This window comes from Dactylosporangium sp. NPDC051541 (genome assembly GCF_044454505.1).
In the GTDB taxonomy this organism is placed as follows: Bacteria; Actinomycetota; Actinomycetes; order Mycobacteriales; family Micromonosporaceae; genus Dactylosporangium.
On the sequence record NZ_JBITDU010000026.1, the window covers coordinates 1 to 24,540 of the forward strand.

Sequence of the window (24,540 nt, forward strand, 5' to 3'; positions counted from 1 at the left end):
GACCGAGGTACAGCAGTCATACCCCTGATTGTCTTACCCGCCAACCCGATCGACCGGCAGCGACTCACCGAGAACCCGAAAGATCTTTAATGGCTGCCGCAGCATTGGATCGAGACGATGTGCTCCTCGCCGCTGGCGACCTCGCCCGTCAAGCCACGTACGCACAGTCTGTGGGCACCGCGTACTGCAGCATCGAGTTCAACGCCGATCAGGCGTGCGGAATCAGCAAACTGCTGTGGAACACGGCCCGCCGCTACAACGGTCTTCTCCGCGGAGGCAGCCAGAGCCTCAACAACGCTTACGAGCCAGTGACCGGCTACCTGACCGGGATTGCGATCGAGCTAGCCACGTACTGCCAGAACAAGACCGGGCAGGACCCACTGCCCGGACGCAGGTAGCGCTGACGCCTCACAGCCCGCGATGTCGGTGATCCTCGCCCGCACGACCGGCGATTCACACCGGGAGTCAGCGGCACTGACGAGGCTTCGAACGTCCGCTTCGATCACCCGCACGCAGTCCGACTGGGCGTTCGCCGAGTGGGCCGGGCTTCGCAACCGAGCACCAGCAGTGGCGCCAGGTCGACATCGCCGCGTTACCAGCCTACAACGCACGCGTCGCCGCAGGCCAACGCCGAAAGCCCGGTGAAATCAAATGATCTTGGTTTCCGGACATGCCGCTGCGCGGGCGCGGCAATGGACAGGCGCTCGTCACCGATGGTGAGTGGCTCGACGGAGCCAAAGCTTCGCGCGCTGGGTGCTGGCGATCAGTCGCCGGTGCCCGGCGTGAAGTCGGGTCTGCGGCGGTACGTGACCGTCGCGCGCGGGCAGCGCTCCCGCCAGGCCTCGATCATGGCCTTGCGCTGTTCGGGGGTCTGGACGGCCGGGCCGCTGACGTAGCGGGCGCCCGAGACGGTCCGCAGGCCGAGCCAGGTGTAGGTCGTCGACTGCTTGGTGTCCGGGTCGTAGGGCTGCAGCTGCGAGCTGACCCGGACCTCGGCTACCTCGTCCAGCGGCACCTCGGCGACGGCGCGGAAACGGCGCCGGCCGATGAGCCTCCAGCGCAGGTCACGGAACCGGTTCTCCTGGAACGGCCGCCAGTCCGTCAGGCTCATACCGCCGATGATGGCAGATCGGCGCAGCGGCGGATCACAGCTGCCGCGCCGCCAGTAGTTCGCCGACGATGCCGGGGCTCATGACCGTGTGCCGCCGATGCCGAGGGCGGCCGCGTCCAGATGGGCTCGCGTGTTGCCGAGGTGGACGCCGCCGGCCGGCACGAAGCGCGGCCGGCAACGCCCGAGCAGCTTGGAGCGGGTCAATCCCGATCCGGGAGATCCTCGTCGCCGTCGAGCTCCCGCTCGACCTGTGCGGTGCGGTCGGCGCGCTCCTCCGACTCCTTCTTGAGCTGATCGAACTCCTCGTCCGCCCGCTGGATTGGGTCGTCCACATTGGCGGCCTCTGGCTCAGTCATGCTCGGTTCGTACCCGCAGCCTTGCCCCTACAAACGATCCGATCCGACCGGTTCACCTGCGTGAAATGCGGCCGGGGCGCCGCAGCCCGCGCCGCGATCCCTATGCGCCGTGCACACGTGAGGTCGCAGCCACCCGTGCGCCCGCGACCTCCCGGCGGCCGATCTCAGCATTCTCGAGACCGGCCACTTCGCCCTGGAGGAGCACGCGGAGGTGATCGCCGGGCACATCCGCCCGTTTGCGGCCGACGTGGTCTAGCCGGCCAGGCGGTGCAGCAGGAGGCGTTGCTGGCGGGCGTAGGCGCGCTGGCCGAGCTGGCGGAGCTGCTCGCGGCTGCGGGCGCCGCGCAGGTAGTGGTCGAGGGGCTCGCCGGCGTCGCCGAGCTTCTCGTCGTCGGTGGGCAGGGCGGCGTTGGCGGCCAGGCGGTAGGCGCCGGCCCGGCCCGGGACCGCCTCGATCGGCAGGCCGGCCGCGGTCAGCAGGTCGATGTCCAGGTAGATGGTGCGCACGTCGACGCCGAAGCGGCAGGACAGGGCCGCGGCCGAGACCCACGGGCGGGAGCGCAGCTGCAGGAGGATCCCGACGTGCCGCGCGTGCCGGGCGCTCATGAGGCGACCAGCAGGGCCTGCAGGGCGGCGGCCTGCGTGCGCCAGTCCGGGGGAGAGGTCGGGCTCGCCCAGCGCGAACCGATGCGGTTCATCGGGTCGCGGGTCGACCACAGCGACGTGGCCTGGGTGTTGGCGAAGGTCTGGAACTGGCCGGCTTCGGCGAGGTACCGCATGAACACGCCCTTGAATTGTTTCTGGTTGTCATCACAGGACTGGCTGGGGTCGCAGGACTCGGTCAGAACGCCGTTCTGCACGAGGGTGGAGCTCAGTGCGCTGCTGCCGAGGCGGCGGGCGGTGTCCACATAGGACGCCGTGCCGGTGGCTCGGTACAGTTCCATCGCGGCGCCGATCGCGAGGCCCTGGTTGTAGGTCCACACGGTCTGGCCGTTGTTGCGGCAGTCGCCGGTCAGGCCGTCGTTGACCAGGCCGGCGCCGTTGATGAGGCCGCTGTTCTGCAGCCAGTTCCAGCCGGTGACGGCCTTGCCGAGCCAGGCCGTGTCGCCGGCGATGCGGTTGTGCAGCGCGGCGGTGAGGCGCAGGTAGAGGCCGATCGTGACGGCGTTCTTGTAGGTGCGCTCGCGGTCCCACCACACGCCGCCGCCGCACGTGGAGGTGTCCCAGAAGCCGGCGACGTAGTTCGCGATCGTGACGGCTTCCTGCAGATACACGGCGTCGTGCGTCAGGTCGTAGGCGTCCAGCCAGGTGAGGCCCCACCACGCGGTGTCGTCGATCGAGCGGCTGATGAAGTGGCCCTCGATCGGGTCGCTGGAGCGGCCGCCGGCCGGGAAGGCGAGGCGGTTGACGTCGAAGGTGCGGCGAACGGCCCAGGCGTAGGTCTGGTCGCCGGTCCTGCGGATGTACTGGATGACGGTGCTGAGCGCGACCGCCGAGTTCCACCAGCTCGACGGATACCACGCCGGGAAGGGGTCATAGGAGTACATCAGCGCGTCGGCCGCGGCCCGAGCTCGGGAAGAACCTGGCCGGGCCCACGCGGTGCAGGCGCCGTTCTGGCCCTCGACCGCTCGGCCGCAGGCGCGCACCGACCCGCCGTACAGCAGCGAAGTCGGTTCTGTGCTGTTGAAACGGTTGGTGCGGCCGCTCGTCGTGCGGCCGAGGGAGGAGCCGCCGGGCCAGCTCGCGCCGGCGTCGAAGGAGCGGTCCAGCCAGACCTCGTCGCCGGTGCGGTTGTTGGTGATGGTGCCCCAGGCCAGGCCGGCCGCGTCGAAGTGCAGAGCGATCGTGCGGCCGCTGAGCGTGACCGATCGGACCGGGTCGGCGTCCGCCCCGCCGGTCGCGTTGTCGCAGGTCGCGGTGCACAGCGGCGAGTGGACCCAGGCGGTGCAGGCCACGCCGTGGGCGTCGGCGCACACGCGGATCATCCCGCGGCGGTGGTGGGAGGGGTCGGCCAGGTTGTACATGAGGGTGCGGGTGCCGGTCCAGCCGGCCGGGATCGCGGCCTTGCCGAGCAGGCCGTCCCAGGTGGCGCCGCCGTCGAAGGTGCGGTCCAGCCACACCGACTCGTCCTGGGTGCCGGCGTCGATGGAGCCCCAGGCCAGGCCGTCCAGGTCGGACAGGTGCAGGACGATCCGGCGGTTGTTGATGAGCAGGGTGGGGAGCGGGAACGTCTCCTGGCGGGCCTGGGACGGGTCGCGGGTGTCGCAGTACTGAGCGCAGACGGCGGTCGCCGCCTGCGCGGTCGCGGTGGGCGCGACGGCGAGGTCGGCGGCGGCGAGGAGCAGGACGGCGAAAGTTCTGTGGATGGCGGCCACGTTAAACTTCCTTTACAGAAAGCGCTCTCACAACGTTGTACGTGGATCGCGGACCGGCCGTCAACAGGCAGTCAGCCTGCCAGTTAGAGGGCGCGGACGTCGGCGTCCGTCAATGCCCGGGTCCACACCCGGACCTGGTCGATGCGGCCGGGGAAGTGGTCGGCGTTAGCACCGTTCCACTTGCCCCGGCCGATCGTGAACGCCCCGCCCGCCGCCCAGGACGCGCCCATGGCGGCATCCGCCACGAGCACGCCGTCGGCGTAGAGCCGCAGCCGGCCGGCGGACGCATCGCGCACCCCCACGAGATGCGTCCAGCCGTCGACGCGCGGCGGGAACGGCGACACCGCCCGGGTCGCCGCGGCGTTCGCACTGTCGGCGGCGACCATCGCGAACGCCCACGCGTTGTCCGCCGCCGAGTACTGCAGGTAGAAGCCGCTCTGCGTCGCGCCGTCCTGCGCCGCCACCGTGGCGAAGTTCGACACCGCCGCGAGCTGCACCCAGGCCGAGACGGAGAAGCTCGCCGCGGTGTCGACGAGCCGCGCCGCCGTCGCGAACCCGGTGCTGCCGTTGAGCTGCAGCCCCGAGCCGCTGTAGCCGCCGCCGAGCGCCGCGCCCCCACTGAGGGTCAGGGCCGCGTCGGCCGCATCGAACTCGAACGCCGCGACCCGGCTCGTGGCCAGGCCCGCGGCGGCGGCGATCGTGGTGGCCGGCAGCGCGTGGTCGTAGGCGCGCACGTCCGCGACGGTCCCGGCGAAGGTGTCGGCGGCGGCCCCGTTCCACTTGCCTCGGCCGGTGACGAGCGGGCCGGTGGCCGGCCAGCCGCTGGCGAAGGAGGCCTGCCCCTGCAATGCGCCGTTGACGTACAGGCGCAGCTGCCCGGCCTCCGCGTCGTACACCCCGGCCAGGTGCACGGCCGTGTTCAGGACCGGCGCCGCCGTCGACAGCGCCCGGGTGGAGGCGGCATTGTCGGCGTCGGCCGCGGTCATCGCGAACGCCCACCGCTGGTCGCTGCCGGAGTACTGCAGGTAGAACCCGCTGACCCGGCTCCCGTCCTGGCTGAGCGCGGTCCGGAACCCGGTGAGGTCGCTCGGGTTCACGCGGGCCATGACCGTGAACGAGTTGTCGCCGCGCACGACGTCGGTCAGGCCGCCGGGCCGGTGGCGCAGGGTGAGCAGCGCCAGGGTCGCACCCATGACCGGCCGGGCGGTGAAGCCGTTCGCGTTGCCGCTGTCGGTGTCGTGCCAGTCGCTGAACGGCACGCGCGACGGTGTGGAGTTCGCGAACGTGTACGCCTTCGCGATGAACATGTCCCGCGCGGCCGTCTGCCCCGTGAGCCAGGCCGCCGTGAACAACTCCCAGTCGACCTTCGTGTAGGTGTGCCGGGGATCGAGCGGGACCCCGTAGGCGTGCTGGTGCTGCAGGTACCAGTTCGCCTCCTCGGCCGCGATCGCCGGCGGCACCAGGTTGGTCCCGACGACCCGATCGGCGTAGCCGTTGTACTTCAGGCTCCACGTCGAGTCGGCGCCGTCATAGGTGAGCTTGAGGTGCCCGTTGACGCGGCCCATCGAGACCCATTGCGAGATGTACTGCCTGGCGACGCCCGAATACGTCGACGTCTGCCCGGCCCAGCGCGCGATCGAGTGCATGGCCCCGATCCCGACGATGCCCTTCAGCGCCAGGTTCACGCTGTGCGCGATGAACCCGGTGAAGTCGTCGGTCTGGTTCTGGTTGCCGGGGTCGGGCAGGTTCGCGACGAGGTAGTCGGCCCAGCTCTTGAGCTTCGCGTAGTGCGCCGACGCGTACGCGGACGCCTTGGCCGCCGGCATCCGGGTCAGCAGCGTGGCGACCATGATGAGCATGTTCGCCGACTCCTCGACCGGCATGTCCTCCTCGTCCTGGCCGATGCGGCCGAACGCGTTGGGATACACGCCGAGGTCGTGCGGGGCGAACGGCTTGTCGAAGCCCTGCACCTCGGTGTAGTCGAAGATCGGCGCGAGGAGCAGCTCCAGCCAGCGCGGGCTGACCTGCAGGTAGGCCGGGAACGCCGGGTAGATGAGGTCGACGGTGCTGAAGTCGCCGTTGGAGGATATCTCCTTGAGCATCACCCAGGGCGCGCCGTTGCGGCTGACCAGTTCGGTGCCGCCGAAGGCCTGGCGGAGCACCAGGGCGCACAGCGCCGCGTACTGGTCGTTCGCCGCCTCCTTGGCCGCCGCGGTGAGCTGGGCATCGAGGGCGGCGCCGAGCGCTTTCGCGGTCGCGAGATCGGCCCGGAACCAGGCGAGCATGTCCGGCCACGTCGCCCACTGCGTGCGCCAGTACGGGTCGAGCGGCGTGCCGAGATAGGACACGGCCGGGGTGCGCACATGGCCGATGACGAAGACGACCGGGCCGCTGCCGGCCGCGGTGACGGCGCCCAGCGCGCGGTTGAACGCGAACACCGGCCAGCTCGCGTTGATGGCCCGGGGCTGGTTGGCGTCGGCCGTGTTGGGCAGGGCGCCGGTGTTCGCGGCCGCCGCCCGCACGGTGGCGTCGGCACCGGTCTGCCAGGTCAGCCCGGCCACGTCGTCGGTGCTGAACACGACGGTGCCCCACGACGCCTGGTCGTTGAACTCGGCCAGCACGGACGGGGCGGAGGGCTGGAACGAGTGCGCGCGCTGGGTGCCGGCGGTCTGGGTGGACCAGGAGATCTGCTTCGCCCGGTCGCCGTGGGCCCACTCGCCGGAGACGTCGACGTAGAGGCTGACCTGGTGTGAGCCGCTGTCCGTGGCCGTCGCGGTGATGCTGAGGTACGACATCGGCACCGACTGGCGGCGCAGGCTGGCCGGGTCGACGGGGGAGAAGAACTCGACGTCGAGGCGGACCGGCCCGGCCGTGATGGTGAACGTCGACCTGGTCGCGGTCACGGTGAGGGAGGTCTGGTTCGCGAGGGGCCAGCCGCCGGACGGGGCGCCCATGAAGACATACGGCTGGCCGTCGACCCGCACGATGCCGGTCATCGCGGTGACCGCGCCGGCCCAGAACGTCGGCCAGTTGCCGGGCAGGTTGTCGGCCCGCAGCCACGTCGACAGATACGGCGAGCGCACGGCCAGGGGCGTGGCCGGCGGGCGGATCGGGCTGAACGTGGTCGCGGCGTGGGCCGCCTCGGCCTCGGTGAAGATCAGCGTCCCCGCCACCCCGCCGAGGGCGGCCAGGCGGAACAGGTCGCGGCGAGTGGGGTGCATCGGGGGGTTCACGTGACGTAGCAAACATTTTCCAATGCAACGTGTCAACGATCCCCGTGAATTTTCATTGGTACCTGTTTGAAGTTGTTGAGTCTGCGAAACTCCGACGGCACTTCTGCCAATGATTGACAGATTGACGGATTGATACAACCCGAACGCTCGCGGGCCGCCTCTACCCTGTGACCGCCAGCCGAAGGGACCCTGTGCGTTGCGACCGGAGCTCGAACAGGACTACACGCAGTACGTGACGGCCAAGCTGCCGCGCCTGCACCGCATCGCGTACCAGCTCGTCGGCGACCGCCACCGGGCCGACGACGCCGTGCAGGACGCGCTGACCACGCTGTACCAGAAGTGGGTCCGGGTCCGTGAGGTGCAGAACCTTGACGCGTACGTGCACACCATGGTCGTGCGGGCGGCGCTGAACGACCGGCGCCGGCTCTGGTCCAAGGTCCTGCTCTGGGACCGCCCGCCGGACGTGGCCCGGGAGGAGTCCGCCTCGGCCGACGTCGAGCGGCAGGTGCTCCTGCGCGACGCGCTGCGGGCGCTGCCGGACGGCCAGCGCACGGTCGTGGTGCTGCGGTTCCTGTGCGACCTGCCGGTCGAGGAGGTGGCGGCCGTGCTCGGCCGCTCGGAGGGGACGGTCAAGAGCCAGACCTCCCACGGCATCCGGGCGCTGCGCCGGCTGCTCAACGTCGAGGACTTCTTCGTGCTGAACGGCGGTGCCGCGTGAACCCGTTGCAGGAGCTGCACGACCTGGACGCGCCGGGCACCGAACTGACCGCCGAGGGACTGGTCCGGGCCGGGCGGGACCGCGTACGTCGGCGTCGCCGCGCGGCGATGATCAGTACCACCGCCGCCGTGGCTCTGATCTTGACGGCCGGTGTAGCGGCACTCGCCGCGGTCCGGCCCCCGGTCGAGCCCGACCCCGCGCCGATGTATCCGCAGCCGACATCGAGCGCGCCGGGCTGCCGGGCGCAGTGGCTGCCGGTGCCGAAGGGCACCGAGACGAGCCAGCCGCTCGTGGACTCGACCGGGCTCTGGGCGGCGGCCGAGGCCGACGGCGGCTACAGCCTGGTGATCTGGCGCGACGGCGCCGTGGCGGCCGAGGTGCCGGCGCTGGAGCACTCCATGTTCAGCATCGTCGGGATCAGCGCGACCGGGTCCGTCCTGGTGGCCCGGGCCCACCGCTGGAGGATCATCACCCCCGGCCGCTCCGAGACCGTGGAGCTCAGCCTGCCGCCGGACGCCAATCCGAGCGGGAAGGCCGACGTCACCGGCATGAACGCGGCCGGCGACGTCGTCGGCTACGCGACGTTCGCGGACGGGCAGCGGGCGATGCTCTGGCGCCACGGCGACGGGGGCCGGCCGACGGTGCTGGCGACGCCGGAGGGGCTGGCGTCGGCCGCGTTCACGATCGCCGACAACGGCTCGATCGGTGGCTACGTGGACGACCACAAGGCCAGCCGCCGGCCCTACGTCTGGCGGGCCGACGGCACCGGCCTGGTGCTGCCCATGCCGGACGACGTGCCCAACGGCTCCGTCAGCGAACTGGTCGGCGACCGGGCGGTGGACTTCGCCCGGGGCCTCTGGTGGCAGTTGTCGGAGGAGCCGGGCGGGCCGGAGCCGCAGTGGCTGGCGACCGGCTCCGGCGGCGGCCGGGTCATGGCCGCCGACGGCACCATCGCGGTCGGCACCGGCGGCGACGCCGTGCTGTGGGGCAGCGGCGGGACGGTGCGGCTGCCCGCGCAGCCGGGCTTCGAGCGCTACTACGTGAGCGGCATGAGCGCGGACGGGCGGGTGATCGCCGGGTCGGCCGTGGACGAGGCGGCGGCGAGCGCGGGGCGGCCGCTGCGCTGGGTGTGCGGAGCGTGACGAGCCCCTGACCTGCTCGTGTATTGACAAATGTTGACCAAACGCGGATCAGGGACTATGAATGTCCATCGAGAGCGCTCTCCCGTCCTCACCGCCACCGAACGGGAGACACCATGCCCCGACCCTTGGTCGACCGGCTACTCGCCGGCGCGGGAGCGGCCCTCCTGGGCAGCACCCTCGCCGTCGTGCAGTTCGCGGCCCCCGCCCAGGCCGCCGACCTCAACCTGACCCAATACGTGAACCCGCTGATCGGCACGGACGACAGCAACTCGCCCAACCCGGTCGGCGGCGGCGCGGGCGGTAGCACCTACCCCGGTGCCACCGTCCCCTTCGGCATGCTGCAGTTCAGTCCGGACACCCCGACCGCCTCGCCGTCCGGGTACCGCGACAAGGACCGCACCATCGAGGAGTTCAGCCTCACCCACTTCGACGGGGCCGGCTGCGCCAACAACGAGGACATCGGCCTGCTGCCGGTCACCGGCGCGCTCGGCTCCTCGCCCGGCACCGCGTGGACCAGCTACGCGTCGGCGTACACGAAGAGCAACGAGGTCGCCCAGGCCGGCTACTACAAGAACCGGCTGGACAAGTACTCGACGAACGTCGAGACGACCACGACCACCCGCACCGGCGTCGTGCGCCTGACGTTCCCGTCCAACACCCAGTCCCGGCTGCTCATCAACACCAGCCGCAGCGCCACGGGCAACCGGACCGGCAACATCAGCATCTCCGGCAGCACCGCCACCGGCATGGTGACGGCCGGCGGGTTCTGCGGCTCGTCGAAGACCTACCCGATCTACTTCTCGATCAAGTTCGACCGGGCCCCCGCCTCCGTCGGCACCTGGAGCGGCGGCACGATCAGCAACGGCTCGACGAGCACGTCCGGCGTCAACACCGGCGGCTTCTTCACCTGGGACACGACGTCCAACGCGACGGTCAACGCCCAGATCGGCGTCTCGTTCGTCAGCGCCGCCAACGCGACCGCGAACCTCACCGCCGAGACGGCCTCGTTCGACACCGCGCGGACCAATGCCGGCAACGCCTGGAACAGCGCCCTGAACAAGATCCAGGTGAGCGGCGGCAGCGCCACCGACCTGCAGAAGTTCTACACGTCGCTGTATCACGTGCTGCAGAGCCCGAACGTCTCCAGCGACACCAACGGGCAGTACCGCGGCTTCGACAACGCGATCCACTCCGCGACCCACAACGTGTATCAGAACTACTCGGGCTGGGACATCTACCGCTCGTGGGCCGCGCTCGTCGCGTTCATCGCCCCCGACATCACCAGCGACATCATGAAGTCGATGGTCCTCGACGGCCAGCAGGGCGGCCTGCTGCCCAAGTGGTCGCAGCAGACCAACGAGGACTTCGTCATGACCGGTGACCCGGGCCCGATCATCGTCGGCAGTGCCTACGCGTTCGGCGCCCGCAACTTCGACACCGCGGCCGCGCTGCAGCTGATGAAGAACGCGATCGCCGGCCAGGGCGCGCAGGGCTCGCCGATCCGCGGGCGCGAGGCGGAGTACGAGTCGAAGAAGTACATCCCCGGTGCGCCCTCGGACTCCATGGAATACTCGGCCGCGGACTTCGCGGTGGCCAAGTTCGCCCAGTCGCTCGGCGACACCGCGACCTACAACTCGGCGATGACGCGGGCACAGTACTGGCGCAACACCTTCAACACCGAGTCGCAGTTCATCCACCCGCGCAACAGCGACGGCACCTGGCCCTGGCCGCTCAACCCGGCCCAGGAGAGCCCGTTCACCGAGGGCAACGCCGCGCAGTACACGTGGATGACGACGTACAACTTCGCCGGCCTGATCAACCTCATGGGCGGCCCGCAGACCGCCAAGCAGCGCCTCGACCACCACTTCACCGAGCTCAACGCCGGCCTGTCGCGGCCGTACTTCTACCTCGGCAACGAGCCCGAGCACGGCGTGCCGTGGGCGTACAACTTCGCGCAGTACCCGGCCGGTGCCTCCTCGGCGGTGCGGCGGGTCATGAGCGAGCAGTTCACCACCGGCGCCGGCGGCCTGCCCGGCAACGACGACCTGGGCGCCACCTCGGCCTGGTACGTCTGGTCGGCGCTCGGCATGTACCCGGCCACCCCGGGTGCGGACACCCTGGCCATCAACGGCCCGTCGTTCTCGTCGATCCTCATCCAGCGGCCCGGCGGCAACGTCACGATCAACGGCGGCAGCGCGACCTCGCAGTACGTGCAGAGCGTGTCGCTCAACGGCGGTGCGGTGTCGAAGAACTTCATCCGGTACCCCGACCTCGCCGCCGGTGGCACCCTGACCTACACGATGGGCACGTCGCCGTCGTCGTGGGGCACGGGCGCCGGTGACGTCCCGCCGTCGTTCACCGACGGTGCCACGCAGCCGGCCACCCCGCCGAACCTGGGCACCAACCTGGCCCTGGGCAAGACGGCCACCGGCTCGGCGACCTGCGCCGCCGCTGAAAGTGCCGACAAGGCCGTCGACGGTACTCTGCAGAACAACTCGAAGTTCTGCTCGTCCGCGGCCACGAAGTTCCTGCAGGTCGACCTCGGTTCAAACCAGAGCGTCGGCGCTGTGGTACTGAAACACGCGGGCCTGGGCGCGGAGAACACCGGCTGGAACACCGGCGCCTTCACGATCTCCACCAGCACGGACGGCACGAACTGGTCGGCCGCGGCCACGGTCTCGGGCAACCGCACGAGCCGGACCCTCAACCAGTTCACGGCCCGCACCGCCCGCTACGTGAAGGTCGACATCACCACGCCCGCCAACGACGGCAACACCGCGGCGCGCATCTACGAGTTCGAGGTCTACGGCGCCGCGACCGGCGGCAACCTCCTGCTCAACAAGGCGGCCACGGCCGACTCCTCCTGCGCCGCCAGCGAGGGACCGGAGAAGGCGGTCAACGGCTCCGTCTCCGGCGGCAACTCCGACAAGTGGTGCTCGACCGGCGCGTCGAAATTCCTGCAGGTCGACATGGGCGCGGCCAACCACCTGAGCTCGATCGTGGTCCGCCACGCGGGCGCCGGCGGCGAGTCGGCGACCTGGGACACCAAGGACTTCGACCTGCAGGTGTCCTCGGACGGCAGCACCTGGACGACGGTGGCCTCGCCGCGCGGCAACACCGCGGACGTGACCACGCACGCGGTGAACGTCACCGGCCGCTACGTCCGGCTCAACGTCATCACCCCGACCCAGACCACCGACGGGGCGGCCCGCATCTACGAGCTGGAGGCGTACGCCTAGTTTTCGGGAGGGTTTCTGAAGAGGGGGACGGCCGTCGCGGCCGTCCCCCTCCTCGCGTTCATGGACGGCGCTTCCGATTCGGGCACCGTCAGCATATGCTGACGACATGACCGCCGCTGCCGACCTTGACCGCGTGGTGAACGGCGACGACCCGGACACCGCCCTGGAGGCGGTGGCCCGCCTGCGCCGGCTGCTGGAGCAGCTGGAGGCCGAACACGTGGCCAGGGCCAGGCAAGCCGGCCGGTCGTGGCAGGAGATCGCCGCCCGGCTCGGCGTGACCAAACAGACGGTGCACCGCAAGTACCGCGGCCGAGAGGAGCTTTAGATGTTCCGAGGAGACCACGCCGATCTGCACCGGGCCGTGAATGGCGCCCTGGTGCAGGCCCGGGCGCTGGGCCACCCGCGCACCGGCAGCGAACACCTGCTGCTGTCGCTGAGCGCGTCGACCCACCCGGTGGCCACGATCCTGCACCGGTACGGCGCGGCCGAGGCGGCCCTGCACCCGGCGGTGTGCGCGGCCGCCCCACTCGGGGCCGGCGCGGCGGCCGACCGTGAAACCCTGGCCCCGCTGGCGATCGACGTGGACCGTTTCCTGGCCGGCCTGACCCCGTCCGTGCTGGACCGCCCACCGGCGCGCGAACCGCGGCTGCCGTTCGGCGCGGCGAAGGCCCGCCGCCACTGCGCACGCCTGAACCCGCCACTGGGTCTGGACTCCCAGGCCGCGATCGAGGCCTCGCTGCGCCTGGCGCTGGCCCGCCGGGAACGCGACCACCGCCCCGAGCACCTGGCGCTGACGCTCGTGGCCCTGGACCCGGGCGCGGCCTGGACCCTTCGCACCGCGGGTGTGGACGCGCGGGCCCTCCTCGCCGCGCTGCGGGCCGCCTTCCCGCCACCGAACCGCAACGCCCTGCTGCGCGCCGACCGGCACCTGGGCCGCCGCTCGAGAGCCCGTGACGTGATCCGCCGCTACCAGCACACGACGGGCCGCGCGGTCACCACCCCGGCCGCGCTGCCCGCCCTGATCGTCTGATCGCGACCGGCCCGGCCGTCCCGATCATGGCCATTGTCCGAAAGATGCAGAGCCGACTTTCGGGCGTTTTCGGCAAATCCGCTGGTCAGCGGCGGGCAGTGGCCGAACGAACATGTTCGTCGAAGCGCGTCGATTGACACCCGTCATGCCCATGGCAACACTCCTCGCCAGGTTCGGACCGGAGACGCCGCCACGTCCGGCGCTCGACACCGTAGGAGAGGAAGCCCCCATGAGTTCGAAAGTCAGGAGGGCCGGGCTCGCAGTCTTTGCCGCCGCCCTGGCCCTCACCGGAGCCGTGTACGGCGTGGCGAGGTCGCCCGCGGCCAACGCCGCGACGCAGCTGACCGCTCCCCAGCTGGTCGCCGACATGGGCGCCGGGTGGAACCTCGGCAATCAGCTGGAGGCCAACGCCAACGGCATCCCCAGCGAGACGGCCTGGGGCAACCCGGTCATCACCCAGGCGCTCATCGACCGGGTGAAGGCGTCGGGCTTCAAGACGATCCGCATCCCCGTCTCCTACCTGGGCAAGATCGGGGCGGCGCCGAACTACACCGTCGACGCGGCCTGGCTGACCCGGATCCAGGAGGTCGTGAACTACGCCTACAACTCCGGCCTCTACGTGCTGATCAACATGCACGGCGACGGCTACAAGAGCGTCGGCGGCTCCTGGCTGATCTGCGACGCGTCGGACCAGACCACGATCAAGGCCAAGTATCAGAAGGTCTGGCAGCAGATCGCGACGAAGTTCGCGAGCTTCAACGACCATCTGATCTTCGAGTCGATGAACGAGGAGTTCGACGGGCAGTACGGCAACCCCACCCAGCCGTGCTACCAGAACATCGTCGCCTACAACCAGATCTTCGTCGACACCGTCCGGCAGACCGGCGGCACCAACGCCTCGCGATGGCTGCTCATTCCGGGCTGGAACACCAACATCGAGTACACCACCGGCAGCTATGGCTTCTCACTGCCCACCGACACCCACCGGTCGTCGTCCATCCCCAGCGGCGAGCAGCGAATCATGATCTCCGTGCACTACTACGACCCCTGGGACTTCAACGGCCAGGAGGACGGCAACATCACGCAGTGGGGCGCGGCCGCGACCAACCCGGCCAAGAAGTCGACCTGGGGCCAGGAAGACTACATGGACGCCACCCTGAAGAAGATGTACGACACCTTCGTCACCAAGGGCTATCCGTTCTTCGTCGGTGAGTACGGCTCGGTCGACAAGACGTCGGCCGACTCGGCGAACAACACCTACCGCGCCAACTTCGCCAAGGCCCTGGTCGCCACCGCGAAGAAGTACGGCGGGGCGACCGCCTACTGGGACAACGGCTACAACGGCCAGTACGGCTTCGGCCTGTTCAACCGCAGCAACAACACCGTGACCCAGCAGAGCATCATCAGCGCCATCATCACCGCCGCCGGCAGCACGCCACCGTCCACGCCGCCGGTCTCGTCCTCGCCGTCGCGTTCGGTCTCGCCGTCGCCCTCGCGCTCGGTCTCGACGTCGCCTTCACGCTCGACGAGCAGCAGCCCGGGCGGCGCCGGCGCCTGCCGGGTCGTCAACGCGGTCAACGCCTGGAACACCGGCCTGACCAACAACATCACGATCACCAACACGGGCAGCACCGCGATCAGCGGCTGGAGCCTCGCCTTCACCCTGCCCGCCGGCCAGACCATCACCGGCGGCTGGAGCGCCACCTACGCTCCGACCAGCGGCGCGGTGACCGCGACGAACGTCAGCTACAACGGCGTTCTCGCCCCGGGCGCCTCCACCACCATCGGCTACCAGGCCACCCACACCGGCAACGCCGGCGTGCCCACCGGCTTCAAGCTCAACGGCTCCACCTGCAGCTGAACCACCGACAGCCAGCACCGATCGGGCCGGACAGTCTCCACCGTCCGGCCCGATCCGGCTACGGATGCAGATAGTCCTCGTCGGAGACGCCGGCGATCGCGGCCAGGTCGGCCTCCGGCAGGCCCAGCGCTTCGGCGAGGTACCGGACGAGCTTGGGGTGCGGCCGGAGGCCGCCGCTGCCCAGCCACCGGACCGTCGACATCGAGAGCCCCGCCTCGCGCGCCAGATCCCGCGCCGTGCTCCGGCGGTTGGCCATCAGCACCTGCAGCAGCGGGCCGAACGGGTGCGGGTCCTGGACGCCGGCCGGGCGGAGCGCAGGTGCGATGACAGTGTCGCCGACCTTCGCCTCGAAGCGGCGCATGATGCTGCCCTCGAACCGGATGCGGCCGAAGAACGACAGCTCGTGCCCCGCCCCGTCGGTGAGCGTCGCCGGCACGGACACCTCGGTGTATCGCTTCAGCGGCCCGCCCGGATAGCCGGGCATCTCGTGGGCCTCGACCAGCTCGACCTTTGTGACTCGGCAGTCCCGGTTCCACCACGGCAGGTCGTCCAGCAGTTCGTTGAGGAACGGGATCAAGGGCGCCAGGTCGACCGGCTCCAGTTGCTGGTTGTGGTCGAATCGGGGCCAGTAGGTGAGGGCCGCGAGCACCGCGGGGCTCAGCACCCGGTCGTCGGTCGGCATCGGCGGTACCCCTTCGTATGGCGGTGTGCTGTACGGTAGCCGACGGCGATCGAGGGCCGCCGGTGCTTCCATGGCGGCATGACCCGACACCTGGCCCGGCTGGTGGTGCTCCTGCTCGCGCTCGCCACCGGTGGCGTGGCCGCCGCCGCGCCGGCCGTCGCCGCCATCAATGACCGGATCGGGTTCGTGCTGTGGGGCCGCGGCGGCGTGCAATTCGGCAGTTCGTACCCGCCGGCCTGGGGTCCGACGACGGTCACGCCCGGGCCGCCCGGCGAGTTCGAGATCGTGTTCCCCACCGAGGGGCTGCCGGGCGGGGTCGTGCACGTGACCGCGATCAACGACACGCCACACTGGTGCCAGGCCACCGGCTGGGCCTCGGTCGGCGTCGACGAGCACGTGGGCATCGCCTGCTTCAAGGTCACCGCGGCCGGGCCGGTGCCGGACCACACCGCGTTCACCGCGTTCTTCGAGCGCAGCTCCGGGCCGGTCCTCGCACTCGATCCGTTCGGATACGTGGATGCGCTGCCGACCGGCGCGGTGATCGATCAGATCAACACGGGCGGCCTGACCAACACGGTGACGCCGGTGGGGGTCGGGCACTGGGTGGTGCGCATGCCCGGCATGGGTACGGCCGGTCCGCTCGACGGCAGCGTCCAGGTCACCGCGGTGTCGCCGGCCGCACATCCGGTGCGCTGCAAGCCGTCCCGGTGGGCCTCGGCGGGCAGCGGCCAGGTCGTGGACGTGGTGTGCTTCGACGGCTTAAGCGGTGCGCTCGTGGACAGCCGGTTCGCGGTGACGTACCAGTTCCGGCACGCCCTGTTCGGCGGTGTCCCCTCGTTCAAGTTCGGCTACCTGTTGCAGGGCCCGCCGCTCGGCCCGGCGGCCACGAACTTCAACTCCGTGACCGGCGGCAGCGGCAACATCTCCGGATCGGTCGTCACCGGCATCACGACCGTGCGGTTCCCCGCGCTCGGCATCGACCCGGACAACGTGCAGGTGACGGCCGTGGGCGCGAACCCGAATTTCTGTGCCCTGCCCGCCCCGTGGACGCACCCGGCCCTGACCACCGACACCATCGCGACCGTGAACTGCTACGACCCGGCCGGCAACAAGGTCAGCAGCGGCTTCACCATCACCGCCTTCTCATACTGAGCCCCCGGACCTTCCGCACGGACTACCGGTCACCGGTCGGGAAGGCTGAGGATGTAGGCGGCCGTCACCGCCACCCCCCGGTCCTCGTCGCGGGCCAGCGCGGCCAGCGCGTTGTGCGCGGTGGTCCCGGGGATCCCGGCGAGCGCCTGCGTCAACCGCCGCCGGACGGCCGGGTCGTCCGCAATCGCGTCGCCCGCGGGAGCGTCGGCGGTGGGCGTTTCGCCGCGGCTGTGGGTGATTCGTTCGTTGATCGCGGCGGCGATCTGCTCGGCTCGGGTGGGGTCGGCGGCGAGGGTGGACAGGGCGTCGGAGGCCTCCACGTCGTTGGCCTCGTCGACGATCATGTCGATGAGGGTCGGGATGGTTTCCGGGACGCCGCGTGGGCCGAGTGTGAGGGCGGCGTAGCGGCGGACGGCGGTGTCGTCGTTCGTCAGGGCCGTGCGCAGCAGGTCGTCGGCCAGGTCGGCGGGGAACTCGACGATGCACTGGACGGCGCGGCGGCGGATGTCGGGCGTAGGGGAGTCGAGGGCTGCGGCCAGGCGTGGCAGGCCGCCCTCGCCGGACTGGGCGAGGGCCCAGCGCAGCGAGCCGGCCACGTTGGGGTCGGTCTCGTGCAGGGCGGCCTCGACCAAAGCCTCGATCGGCATCTCGTCGGCGGAGGCCGAGGCCGAGGCGAGCGCGGCCCGCTGGCGCCGCGCGGCGCTCTCCGAGCCGAGCGCCTGCATGAGCGCCACGATCTGCAGGACGTCGCCCCAGTCGCCGGGCTCCGCGGCGCCGATCTGCCAGAGCCGGGTGAGCAGCTCGTTTTCGCGGGCGATGCGGTCCTGGGTCTGCCGGATGAGGTCGTCGACGAGCGCGGCGGGCCGGAAGCCGGGGTCGTCGAGGGCGCGCTTCACGTCCCGCAACGACAGCCCCAGCGAGCGCAGGCTCTCGATGTGGAAGATGCGCCGGATGTCCTCGTCGGCGTACTCCCGATAGCCCGACCCGCTGCGACCCGTCGGGCGGACCAGGCCGAGCGACTCGTAGTGCCGCAGCATTCGAGCGCTCACCCCGGACCGCCGGGCCACGTCACCGATCAGCACCGCCGCCGTCACCTCTCCCCGTTACTTCCCGGGCCCCAGTGCGTCGACCCGTTTCGCCTCGTTGACCGCGAGCTCGAAGCCGGCGTCCGGGTCGCGCAGCAGCCGTTGCGTGGCGATCGCGTGCTGCCGTATCCGCAGGTCGGGGTCGGTCAGCCGGGCGTGCAGGGCCGGAATGATTGTCTCACCCAGCGCGACCAGGGCCCGGCTGAGGCTCAGCTGCAGCTCCCGGTCGCCCCGCCCGAACTGGGTGGCGAGGATCCGCAGCAGCTCGGGCTCCTCACCCTCCGGCACGAGCACGACCGCGGCCCGCCAGGCGGTGCGGGCGACCTCGTCGTCGGGGCTGGTCAGCAGTTCGGGCGTGATCGCCGGCCAGGCCCGCCGGTCCCCGATCTTCGACAGGGTGTGCAGGGCCTGGCTGCGGGCCTGGGACCGGTCCGACCGCACCTGCTCGACCAGCATCGGGACCGTCAGGTCGGCCGGGTGCCGGATCAACGCCCAGGTCAGCGTCTCCCGCACGTAGAAGTCGGGCTCGACCGCGCACCGTTCGATGAGCCGGCCGACATACCCCGGGTCCGGGTGCGTTCCGATCGCCAGCGCGGCCCGCACCCGTACCGATGCATCCTTGCTCTCCAGAGCCTCTATCGCGTTTCCCACGAGACCCAGTGAAGACCTTGCCACAGTGACAAGGTCAAGCCCGAGCGTGCAGCCATTCCAGCGCGGCAACCCCTTGCCGCATGGCCGAAATGTGTCCGGCGTCCGGAATGATCCGCAGCTCCGCCCCCGCAATGCGCTCCGACAGCCAGGTGGCGTGCGCGGCCGGCACCATCCGGTCGATCGCACCGTGGATCAGCAGCACCGGGCCTGAGATGGCGGCCGGCTCGAACCCCCAGGCGCTCGTCGCGGCCAGGTCGTCGTCGATCAGCCCACCCGGCCCCATCAGCAGCGCCGGCGGCACGATCTGGTCGAACCACGCCCAGTCCGACTCGAGCGCCGCCCAGTCCACGGCCTGGAAGCCGATGTCCTCCTGCCCGGTCGCCGCGGCCAGCGAGCGCTCCTTGGCCGCGCGGCCTTCCCGGGCCGCCCGCAGCGAATCCGCGGACCCGTCGGCCATGCCGCCGTACCACTGGAAGCCGCTCTCGATCGAAGGCTCGAACGGGGCCAGGCCGGAGACGCTCACGGCCGCGACGACCCGGTCGGGCAGCAACGCCGCGCAGGCGAGGGCGTGTGCACCGCCCCCGGAGTGGCCCATGACCGTGAACCGGGTGACCCCGGCCGCGTCGGCGACGGCCGCCACGTCCGCGGCCACGTCCCCGATCCGCCGCCCCGGCATCGGGCTCGACGCGCCGTAGCCGGGCCGCGAGTGCGACAGCCAGCGCAGCCCGAGCCGGTCGGCCGCCGCGAACAGCGGCTCCGGCGGCTCGCCGATGTTGGGTGTCCCGTGGTGCCAGTAGACGACCGGCCCGTCGCCGCCGCTGTCGTACGCGTGCAGCAGCCGCCCGTCGCCGAGCTCGACCCCAAACTCCGTGATCACGACGCCGAGCTTAGGGCCTCTGCTACGTTGGGCGCCCGTGAGCAAAGTGATCGACCGGGCGATCGAGGCGGTCCGCGCGGGCGGCGGCACGGTCCTGGACCTGTCCGGCCGCCGGCTCCGCGAGCTGCCGCCGGCCGTCCGGACCCTCACCGGGCTGACGGCGCTGCGCCTGCGGGAGTGCCGCCTGACCGCACTGCCGGACTGGCTGGCCGACCTCACGGATCTCGCCGAGCTCGATGTCTCGGGCAACCGGATCACCGACTTCCCCGATGCGGTCACGCACCTCGTCAACCTGACGGACCTGCGCTTCTGGGGCAACGGCCTCACCTACGTGCCGGCGACATTGCTGAGCCTCACGAAGCTCGAACGGCTCGATCTGTCCGGCAACCAGCTGACGGTGCTGCGACCGATGCCGGCGAGCCTGGCCGAGCTCAACCTCTCCGGCAACCGCCTGGCCGAGCTGCCGCCCTGGATCGGCGGCCTCGAGCACCTGACCCGGCTCGAGGCGGCGAACAATCGCCTTACCCGGCTGCCACCGCTCGGCCACGCCCTCACCGAACTCGTCCTGTCCGGCAACGAGCTGACCGAGCTGCCCGCGCAGCTCGGCGACCTCACCGCCCTGACCCGCCTCGAGCTGGACCACAATCACCTCACCCGCCTGCCGGAGACGATCGGCAATCTGACCGCGCTCACCCGGTTCAATGCCGGCGCAAACGATTTGGGGGTACTGCCGGAGACGACGAACGGCCTGCAGAACCTCACCGAACTCCGCCTCACCATGAACCAGCTGACCGAGGTTCCGGAGGCGCTCGGCGAACTGCGCGCCCTCACCACCCTAGACCTCGCCCACAACCGGCTCACGGCGCTGCCGCCGACCATCGGGGACCTCACCAACCTCACCGAGCTCCGCGTGCACGGCAACCGCCTCAGTGCGGTACCCCCGGAAATCGGCTCTTGCACTCGCCTCACCCACCTCGCGCTGTGGGGCAACCGGCTGACGGAGCTGCCGGCGACGATCGGTAGCCTCACCGGCCTCAGCGAGCTGATCCTGGCCGCCAACCAGCTCACGACGCTGCCGTCGACGGTGCGCGACCTCACCGGGCTGACCCAGCTGGACCTCGCCGACAACCGGCTGCGCGAACTCCCGGCCGCGATCCGGCCCCTCACCGCCCTGAACTGGCTGTTCCTGGACCACAACCAGCTCGCCGCGCTGCCGGACTGGATCGGCGAGCTCACCGCCGTGACCGCGCTGCGCCTGACCGGCAATCAGCTCACCAGCCTCCCGGCGGCGATCGGCAACCTCACCCGGCTGACCCAGCTCGGCCTGGGCGGCAATCGGCTCGGCGACCTGCCCGACGAGGCCCGCAACCTCACCGAACTCAGTGGGCTCTCCCTCAACGGCAACCGGCTCACCGCGCTGCCGGACTGGCTGGCCGACCTCACCGCCCTGACCCAGCTCGACCTGGCCGAGAACCAGCTCACTGCCCTGCCGCCCCGGATCGGCAATCTCACCGCCCTGTCGACCCTGGACCTGCGCGACAACCGGATCGCCGAGCTGCCCGGCTCATTCGCCGACCTGGCCAACCTCACCTGGCTCGACGTCTCCGGCAACCCCCTGCCCGGCCTCCCGCCCAACGCCCCCGAGTGGGGCCCCGCGACGCGCTGAGGCGAACCGGGCCGCGAACCTGGCGGTGAACAGGTCGGCCCCCTTGCGCTCGTAGACGGTCTCCGCAGTGGCCGCGGCCACGCCGCCGCCCGGGGCCGGCAGCTGACCGACGCCGCCGCTCGTTCCCAACGGCAGCAGGATTCGCCGCTCGGGCGTCGGCGTGTACACGGTCGACGGCGGCTCCCCGGCGAGCTGGGTCCGGATGTTCTGGACGACGGCCTCGGCGTGGACCATCGCGTAGGAGGCCATCTTCGGGTCGGGGAGCGCGGTGATGTCGCCGATCGCGTACACGTGGTCATATCCGTGCACGTTGAGCCGCTCACCGACCGGCACCGTCCCGGCCGCGGTCAACGCCACGAGCCGCCCGTCGGCCAGGTAGCCGGTGTTGACCTCGACGCCGAACGCCCGGAACACCAGGTCGGCGTCCGGCCGCGCGGCCGGGTCCGCACCCAGCCGGAGCACGATGCCGAGCGCGTCCAGCCGCCGGTGCAGCTCGGCCCGCACCGCGGGCAGGAAGCCGGGCAGCAGCTCCGGGCCCCGGTCGACGATGACCACGGACTTGTCCGGCCACACCTCCTTGATCTCCCCGGCCAGCTCCAGCCCGACCGGCCCGGCGCCGACGATCAGCACGCGATCGGCCGCGGCCAGCTCCTTGTGCGTCGCCCGGAGATCGTCCAGCTGCTGGTCGATGCTCGTCGACGAGGGGTGCGGCTTGGCCGGGTACGGATACCCGGACCCGGTCGCCAGGACCAGATAGTCGCCGTCGACCCGCCGCCCCGACGCGAGCGTGACGCCGGCCGGGTCCACGGAGACGGCCCGGTCGCGAATGACCCGGCCCCGCTCCAGCAGATTCGCGAATGGAAAGAATGCATTCGGCGCGAAGTCCGGCTGGGTCAGGGCCCGCAGCGACGCCGCCGCGTTGACGAACCCCTCCCGCGGATCGACGAGCGTGACGTCGGCCGTGCCGTCGAGGGCGGCCGCGACCAGCGCGCCGCCGTACCCGCCGCCGACCACGACCACGCGAGTTGACGCGTCAACTTGAGACATGCGGCAACTGTAGGCGCGTCCGAGTTGATGCGTCAACTAGGCTGTCGGCATGGAACCGGGGGAGTGGGCGCTCTGGAACGACTGGATGCGGGCTCAGCGCCTGCTCGCCCGGGAGCTGGACCGCGCCCTGCAACGCGACTACGGCATCTCCAAGGCGGAGTTCAGCGTCCTGGTGACCCTGCACCAGACGCCGAAAGACCGCCTGCGCGTCGGCGAGCTGGCCGAGTCGCTGGGCTGGGAGAAGAGCCGCGTCGCCCACCAGCTGACCCGCATGGAGCAGCGCGAGCTGGTCGAGCGGACCGACTCCGGCGGCCGCCGCATCGACGTCGGCCTCACCGCCAAGGGCCGCGACGTCGTGCAGCAGGCCATCGGCGGGCACGCCGAAAACATTCGCGAATACTTCTTCGAGCCGCTCACGCCGGAGCAGACCGATGCGATCCAGGCCTGGAGCCGGCAGATCCTGGACCGCATCGAGCCGTGACCGCGTGAATCCCTGACCGCGTCGATGCGGCGGACCGCATCGAGCCCGGACCGATCAGCAGGCGGCGTCCGCGCCGGCCACGTTCACCGCTGTCCACGCCCGCTGCACGGCCTTGTACTCGGCGCCGCACGAGCCGTACAGGTCGGCCGCCGCGGACAGCGTGTAGGCGCGGGCGGTGTTGCCCGGGTTGGCGGCGTTGACGTACGACGTGCTCGACGTGAAGTAGACGTCCAGCGCCCGGTACCAGATCGCCGCCGCCTTGTCCCGGCCGATCCCGGTCACCGCGCCCGCGCCACCGCAGACCGGGCTGGTGCCGAACGCCGTCTTCCCGGTGCCCTCGGCCAGGTCGAAGAAGAAGTGGTTGGCGACACCGGAAGAGTAGTGCACGTCGACGTCCTTTGTGGACGCCGACCAGCAGCTGTGCGAGACGCCGTCCAGGGCCGGGTTGTACATGTACCGCAGCGGCGTCCCGTTCCCGTTGATGTCGATCTTCTCGGCGATCAAGTAGTCGCCGGAGTCATTGGTGTTCGCGGCGTAGAACTCGACCATCGTGCCGAAGATGTCGCTGGTCGCCTCGTTCAGCCCGCCCGACTCGCCGGCGTATGTGAGGTCGTCCGGCACGCTGTTCTGCGTCACACCGTGCGTCATCTCGTGCGCGGCCACGTCCAGCTCGACGACCGGGTGGGCGTTGCCCCGGCCGTCGCCGTAGTTCATCTGCTTGCCGTCCCAGAACGCGCCCTCGAGCTGGTCGCCGACGTGCACGCGGGACACGACACCGCGCCCGTTGTTCGCGATGCCCTTACGGCCGAACGATTTCAGGTAGTAGTCGTACGTCAGCTGCGCGCCGTACGCGGCGTCGACCGCGGCCGTCTGCGGGTCGTCGGCCTTCCCGGTGCCCCACGTGTTGTCCGCGTCGCTCAGCTGCGCGCATGATCCGCTGTCGGTGTGCTGCAGGTCGCACACGGACGCACGTCCGCGCGTCTGGTCGACCAGCCGGAACTGGCTGCCGAACCGCTGCGTCTCGACCGTCACCGGCCCGCTGTACAGGCTGTGCCCGGTCCCGGCGACCGGCTCGATCTCGTCCCACCGCCCGATCACGTCGCCGGAGACGGCATCGGTCAGCACGTGCAGCCGCGACGGCGTCTTTCCGTCCCGGGCCGTGCCGACGACCACGTTCTCCCAGGCCAGCCGCCCGGTCCCGGTGGAGGCCTCGACGAGCAGCCGCTGCCCCCGCAGCTGACTGACCGCCCCGGTGAACTGCGTCCGCGCCTTCGCGGCGGCGTCCGCGGCCGACACCTTGGGCACGGTGCCGAGTTTCAAGGGCGACACAAGACCGTTCGAGCTTCCCCGGTACTGCCCGTTCGCGCCGACATGCACGATGACGTCCCCGCCGTACACCGGAAGCCCGTGGTATGTCCGCGTGTAGCGCACATGTTTGTCGCCGTTCGCGTCCGGCCGCAACGCGAAGTATCCGAACGAGTCCTCGGGCGCGGCCTGCACGTCGGCGAGGTGCGAGTCGAGCAGCTTGCGCACGGGTGCGGCGGCGGCCGGCTCCGCCTCGGGGCTGGGCGAGGTGTCGGCGTCGAGCGGGTCGGTCTCGGCCCCGGCGCCGGTCTGGCTCGGCCCGGGGGAGGTGTTCGCCGCGTTGTTCACGGCCTTGGGCGCGTTCTCGCAACCGGCCAGGGCGACTGCCGAGACCGCAACAGCTATGAGTGCACGGCGAACGGTTGACATGACCGTATGCCTACGCGCCGGCGCCCGTATCGGTCGGTCGCGCCGCCGACTCTGGCACAAAGCCGCGAGTCTTCGTGTTCGTTGACACTTTGTCTAGCTA

Annotated in this window: 21 protein-coding genes; 10 read left to right on the forward strand and 11 right to left on the reverse strand. The window is 70.8% G+C overall.

Annotation, left to right across the window (positions count from 1 at the left end; genetic code table 11):
* Positions 1–170 precede the first annotated feature (170 nt).
* Positions 171–398 (forward strand): hypothetical protein, encoded by a 228-nt coding sequence (locus tag ACIA8L_RS52685; RefSeq protein ID WP_395917286.1) that lies wholly within the window; start codon positions 171–173, stop codon positions 396–398.
* Between the two features lie 365 nt (positions 399–763).
* Here the strand turns inward: ACIA8L_RS52685 and ACIA8L_RS52690 are convergent, their stop codons facing one another.
* From ACIA8L_RS52690 to ACIA8L_RS52710, 5 genes are all read right to left on the reverse strand, one after another.
* Positions 764–1,111 carry a hypothetical protein gene (locus ACIA8L_RS52690; RefSeq protein WP_395917288.1) on the reverse strand — a complete coding sequence of 116 codons (348 nt, stop codon included), beginning with the start codon at positions 1,109–1,111 and terminating at the stop codon, positions 764–766.
* 200 nt (positions 1,112–1,311) lie between these two features.
* The gene (locus tag ACIA8L_RS52695) at positions 1,312–1,467 is read right to left on the reverse strand and encodes a hypothetical protein (RefSeq protein ID WP_395917290.1); all 156 of its coding nucleotides are present in this window, start codon (positions 1,465–1,467) and stop codon (positions 1,312–1,314) included.
* Positions 1,468–1,719: 252 nt separating this feature from the next.
* Positions 1,720–2,073 (reverse strand): helix-turn-helix transcriptional regulator, encoded by a 354-nt coding sequence (locus tag ACIA8L_RS52700; RefSeq protein WP_395917291.1) that lies wholly within the window; start codon positions 2,071–2,073, stop codon positions 1,720–1,722.
* Complete coding sequence (locus tag ACIA8L_RS52705) at positions 2,070–3,842, reverse strand: glycoside hydrolase family 76 protein (protein WP_395917293.1); 1,773 nt, start codon at positions 3,840–3,842, stop codon at positions 2,070–2,072. Before ACIA8L_RS52705 ends, ACIA8L_RS52700 begins: the two co-directional genes overlap by 4 nt.
* Positions 3,843–3,925: 83 nt before the next feature.
* Positions 3,926–7,075 (reverse strand): glutaminase domain-containing protein, encoded by a 3,150-nt coding sequence (locus ACIA8L_RS52710; RefSeq protein ID WP_395917295.1) that lies wholly within the window; start codon positions 7,073–7,075, stop codon positions 3,926–3,928.
* 196 nt (positions 7,076–7,271) lie between these two features.
* Between ACIA8L_RS52710 and ACIA8L_RS52715 the strand changes: the two genes are divergently transcribed.
* The 6 genes from ACIA8L_RS52715 (at position 7,272) to ACIA8L_RS52740 (ending at position 15,065) form a co-directional block, all read left to right on the forward strand.
* The gene (locus ACIA8L_RS52715; RefSeq protein ID WP_395917297.1) at positions 7,272–7,793 is read left to right on the forward strand and encodes a SigE family RNA polymerase sigma factor; all 522 of its coding nucleotides are present in this window, start codon (positions 7,272–7,274) and stop codon (positions 7,791–7,793) included.
* Complete coding sequence (locus ACIA8L_RS52720; RefSeq protein ID WP_395917299.1) at positions 7,790–8,935, forward strand: hypothetical protein; 1,146 nt, start codon at positions 7,790–7,792, stop codon at positions 8,933–8,935. The genes ACIA8L_RS52715 and ACIA8L_RS52720 overlap by 4 nt, the downstream gene beginning before the upstream one ends.
* A 113-nt stretch (positions 8,936–9,048) precedes the next feature.
* Positions 9,049–12,174, forward strand: a complete 3,126-nt coding sequence (locus ACIA8L_RS52725) for a GH92 family glycosyl hydrolase (RefSeq protein ID WP_395917300.1) — start codon at positions 9,049–9,051, stop codon at positions 12,172–12,174.
* 106 nt (positions 12,175–12,280) lie between these two features.
* The gene (locus ACIA8L_RS52730) at positions 12,281–12,499 is read left to right on the forward strand and encodes a helix-turn-helix domain-containing protein (protein WP_395917301.1); all 219 of its coding nucleotides are present in this window, start codon (positions 12,281–12,283) and stop codon (positions 12,497–12,499) included.
* Complete coding sequence (locus tag ACIA8L_RS52735) at positions 12,500–13,204, forward strand: Clp protease N-terminal domain-containing protein (protein ID WP_395917303.1); 705 nt, start codon at positions 12,500–12,502, stop codon at positions 13,202–13,204.
* 229 nt (positions 13,205–13,433) lie between these two features.
* Positions 13,434–15,065 carry a cellulase family glycosylhydrolase gene (locus tag ACIA8L_RS52740; RefSeq protein ID WP_395917305.1) on the forward strand — a complete coding sequence of 544 codons (1,632 nt, stop codon included), beginning with the start codon at positions 13,434–13,436 and terminating at the stop codon, positions 15,063–15,065.
* Between the two features lie 58 nt (positions 15,066–15,123).
* On the opposite strand, the gene ACIA8L_RS52745 is transcribed toward ACIA8L_RS52740, so the two are convergent.
* Entirely contained in the window at positions 15,124–15,747 is a 624-nt protein-coding gene (locus ACIA8L_RS52745) for a helix-turn-helix domain-containing protein (protein ID WP_395917306.1), read from the reverse strand.
* A 78-nt stretch (positions 15,748–15,825) separates the two neighbouring features.
* Here ACIA8L_RS52745 and ACIA8L_RS52750 point away from each other — a divergent pair, with 78 nt between their 5' ends.
* The gene (locus ACIA8L_RS52750) at positions 15,826–16,899 is read left to right on the forward strand and encodes a hypothetical protein (protein ID WP_395917308.1); all 1,074 of its coding nucleotides are present in this window, start codon (positions 15,826–15,828) and stop codon (positions 16,897–16,899) included.
* 29 nt (positions 16,900–16,928) lie between these two features.
* On the opposite strand, the gene ACIA8L_RS52755 is transcribed toward ACIA8L_RS52750, so the two are convergent.
* From ACIA8L_RS52755 to ACIA8L_RS52765, 3 genes are read right to left on the reverse strand one after another with little or no spacing between them, the layout of a single operon-like run.
* Positions 16,929–17,981: a HEAT repeat domain-containing protein gene (locus ACIA8L_RS52755; protein WP_395917446.1), complete on the reverse strand. Its 1,053-nt coding sequence runs from the start codon at positions 17,979–17,981 to the stop codon at positions 16,929–16,931.
* Between the two features lie 21 nt (positions 17,982–18,002).
* A complete protein-coding gene (locus ACIA8L_RS52760) occupies positions 18,003–18,635 on the reverse strand; it encodes a HEAT repeat domain-containing protein (protein WP_395917310.1) in 633 nt (210 codons plus the stop codon).
* Between the two features lie 34 nt (positions 18,636–18,669).
* A complete protein-coding gene (locus ACIA8L_RS52765; protein WP_395917311.1) occupies positions 18,670–19,512 on the reverse strand; it encodes an alpha/beta fold hydrolase in 843 nt (280 codons plus the stop codon).
* A gap of 37 nt (positions 19,513–19,549) precedes the next feature.
* On the opposite strand from ACIA8L_RS52765, the gene ACIA8L_RS52770 reads away from it, so the two are divergent.
* A complete protein-coding gene (locus ACIA8L_RS52770; protein WP_395917313.1) occupies positions 19,550–21,178 on the forward strand; it encodes a leucine-rich repeat domain-containing protein in 1,629 nt (542 codons plus the stop codon).
* Here the strand turns inward: ACIA8L_RS52770 and ACIA8L_RS52775 are convergent.
* Positions 21,077–22,225, reverse strand: coding sequence for an NAD(P)/FAD-dependent oxidoreductase (locus ACIA8L_RS52775; protein WP_395917315.1), 1,149 nt, complete (start codon positions 22,223–22,225; stop codon positions 21,077–21,079). The genes ACIA8L_RS52770 and ACIA8L_RS52775 overlap by 102 nt on opposite strands.
* Before the next feature lie 49 nt (positions 22,226–22,274).
* On the opposite strand from ACIA8L_RS52775, the gene ACIA8L_RS52780 reads away from it, so the two are divergent.
* A complete protein-coding gene (locus tag ACIA8L_RS52780) occupies positions 22,275–22,706 on the forward strand; it encodes a MarR family winged helix-turn-helix transcriptional regulator (RefSeq protein WP_395917317.1) in 432 nt (143 codons plus the stop codon).
* Positions 22,707–22,760: 54 nt separating this feature from the next.
* Here ACIA8L_RS52780 and ACIA8L_RS52785 read toward each other — a convergent pair whose 3' ends face one another.
* The gene (locus tag ACIA8L_RS52785) at positions 22,761–24,440 is read right to left on the reverse strand and encodes a M4 family metallopeptidase (RefSeq protein ID WP_395917318.1); all 1,680 of its coding nucleotides are present in this window, start codon (positions 24,438–24,440) and stop codon (positions 22,761–22,763) included.
* Positions 24,441–24,540: the final 100 nt, after the last annotated feature.

Excerpts from the sequence above, each read along its gene's own strand:
- ACIA8L_RS52785 (WP_395917318.1), bottom strand. The coding sequence starts at position 24,440 with ATGTCAACCGTTCGCCGTGCACTCATAGCTGTTGCGGTCTCGGCAGTC.
- ACIA8L_RS52735 (WP_395917303.1), top strand. The coding sequence starts at position 12,500 with ATGTTCCGAGGAGACCACGCCGATCTGCACCGGGCCGTGAATGGCGCC.
- ACIA8L_RS52780 (WP_395917317.1), top strand. The coding sequence starts at position 22,275 with ATGGAACCGGGGGAGTGGGCGCTCTGGAACGACTGGATGCGGGCTCAG.
- ACIA8L_RS52740 (WP_395917305.1), top strand. The coding sequence starts at position 13,434 with ATGAGTTCGAAAGTCAGGAGGGCCGGGCTCGCAGTCTTTGCCGCCGCC.
- ACIA8L_RS52775 (WP_395917315.1), bottom strand. The coding sequence starts at position 22,225 with ATGTCTCAAGTTGACGCGTCAACTCGCGTGGTCGTGGTCGGCGGCGGG.
- ACIA8L_RS52695 (WP_395917290.1), bottom strand. The coding sequence starts at position 1,467 with ATGACTGAGCCAGAGGCCGCCAATGTGGACGACCCAATCCAGCGGGCG.
- ACIA8L_RS52725 (WP_395917300.1), top strand. The coding sequence starts at position 9,049 with ATGCCCCGACCCTTGGTCGACCGGCTACTCGCCGGCGCGGGAGCGGCC.
- ACIA8L_RS52700 (WP_395917291.1), bottom strand. The coding sequence starts at position 2,073 with ATGAGCGCCCGGCACGCGCGGCACGTCGGGATCCTCCTGCAGCTGCGC.
- ACIA8L_RS52745 (WP_395917306.1), bottom strand. The coding sequence starts at position 15,747 with ATGCCGACCGACGACCGGGTGCTGAGCCCCGCGGTGCTCGCGGCCCTC.
- ACIA8L_RS52730 (WP_395917301.1), top strand. The coding sequence starts at position 12,281 with ATGACCGCCGCTGCCGACCTTGACCGCGTGGTGAACGGCGACGACCCG.
- ACIA8L_RS52690 (WP_395917288.1), bottom strand. The coding sequence starts at position 1,111 with ATGAGCCTGACGGACTGGCGGCCGTTCCAGGAGAACCGGTTCCGTGAC.
- ACIA8L_RS52750 (WP_395917308.1), top strand. The coding sequence starts at position 15,826 with ATGACCCGACACCTGGCCCGGCTGGTGGTGCTCCTGCTCGCGCTCGCC.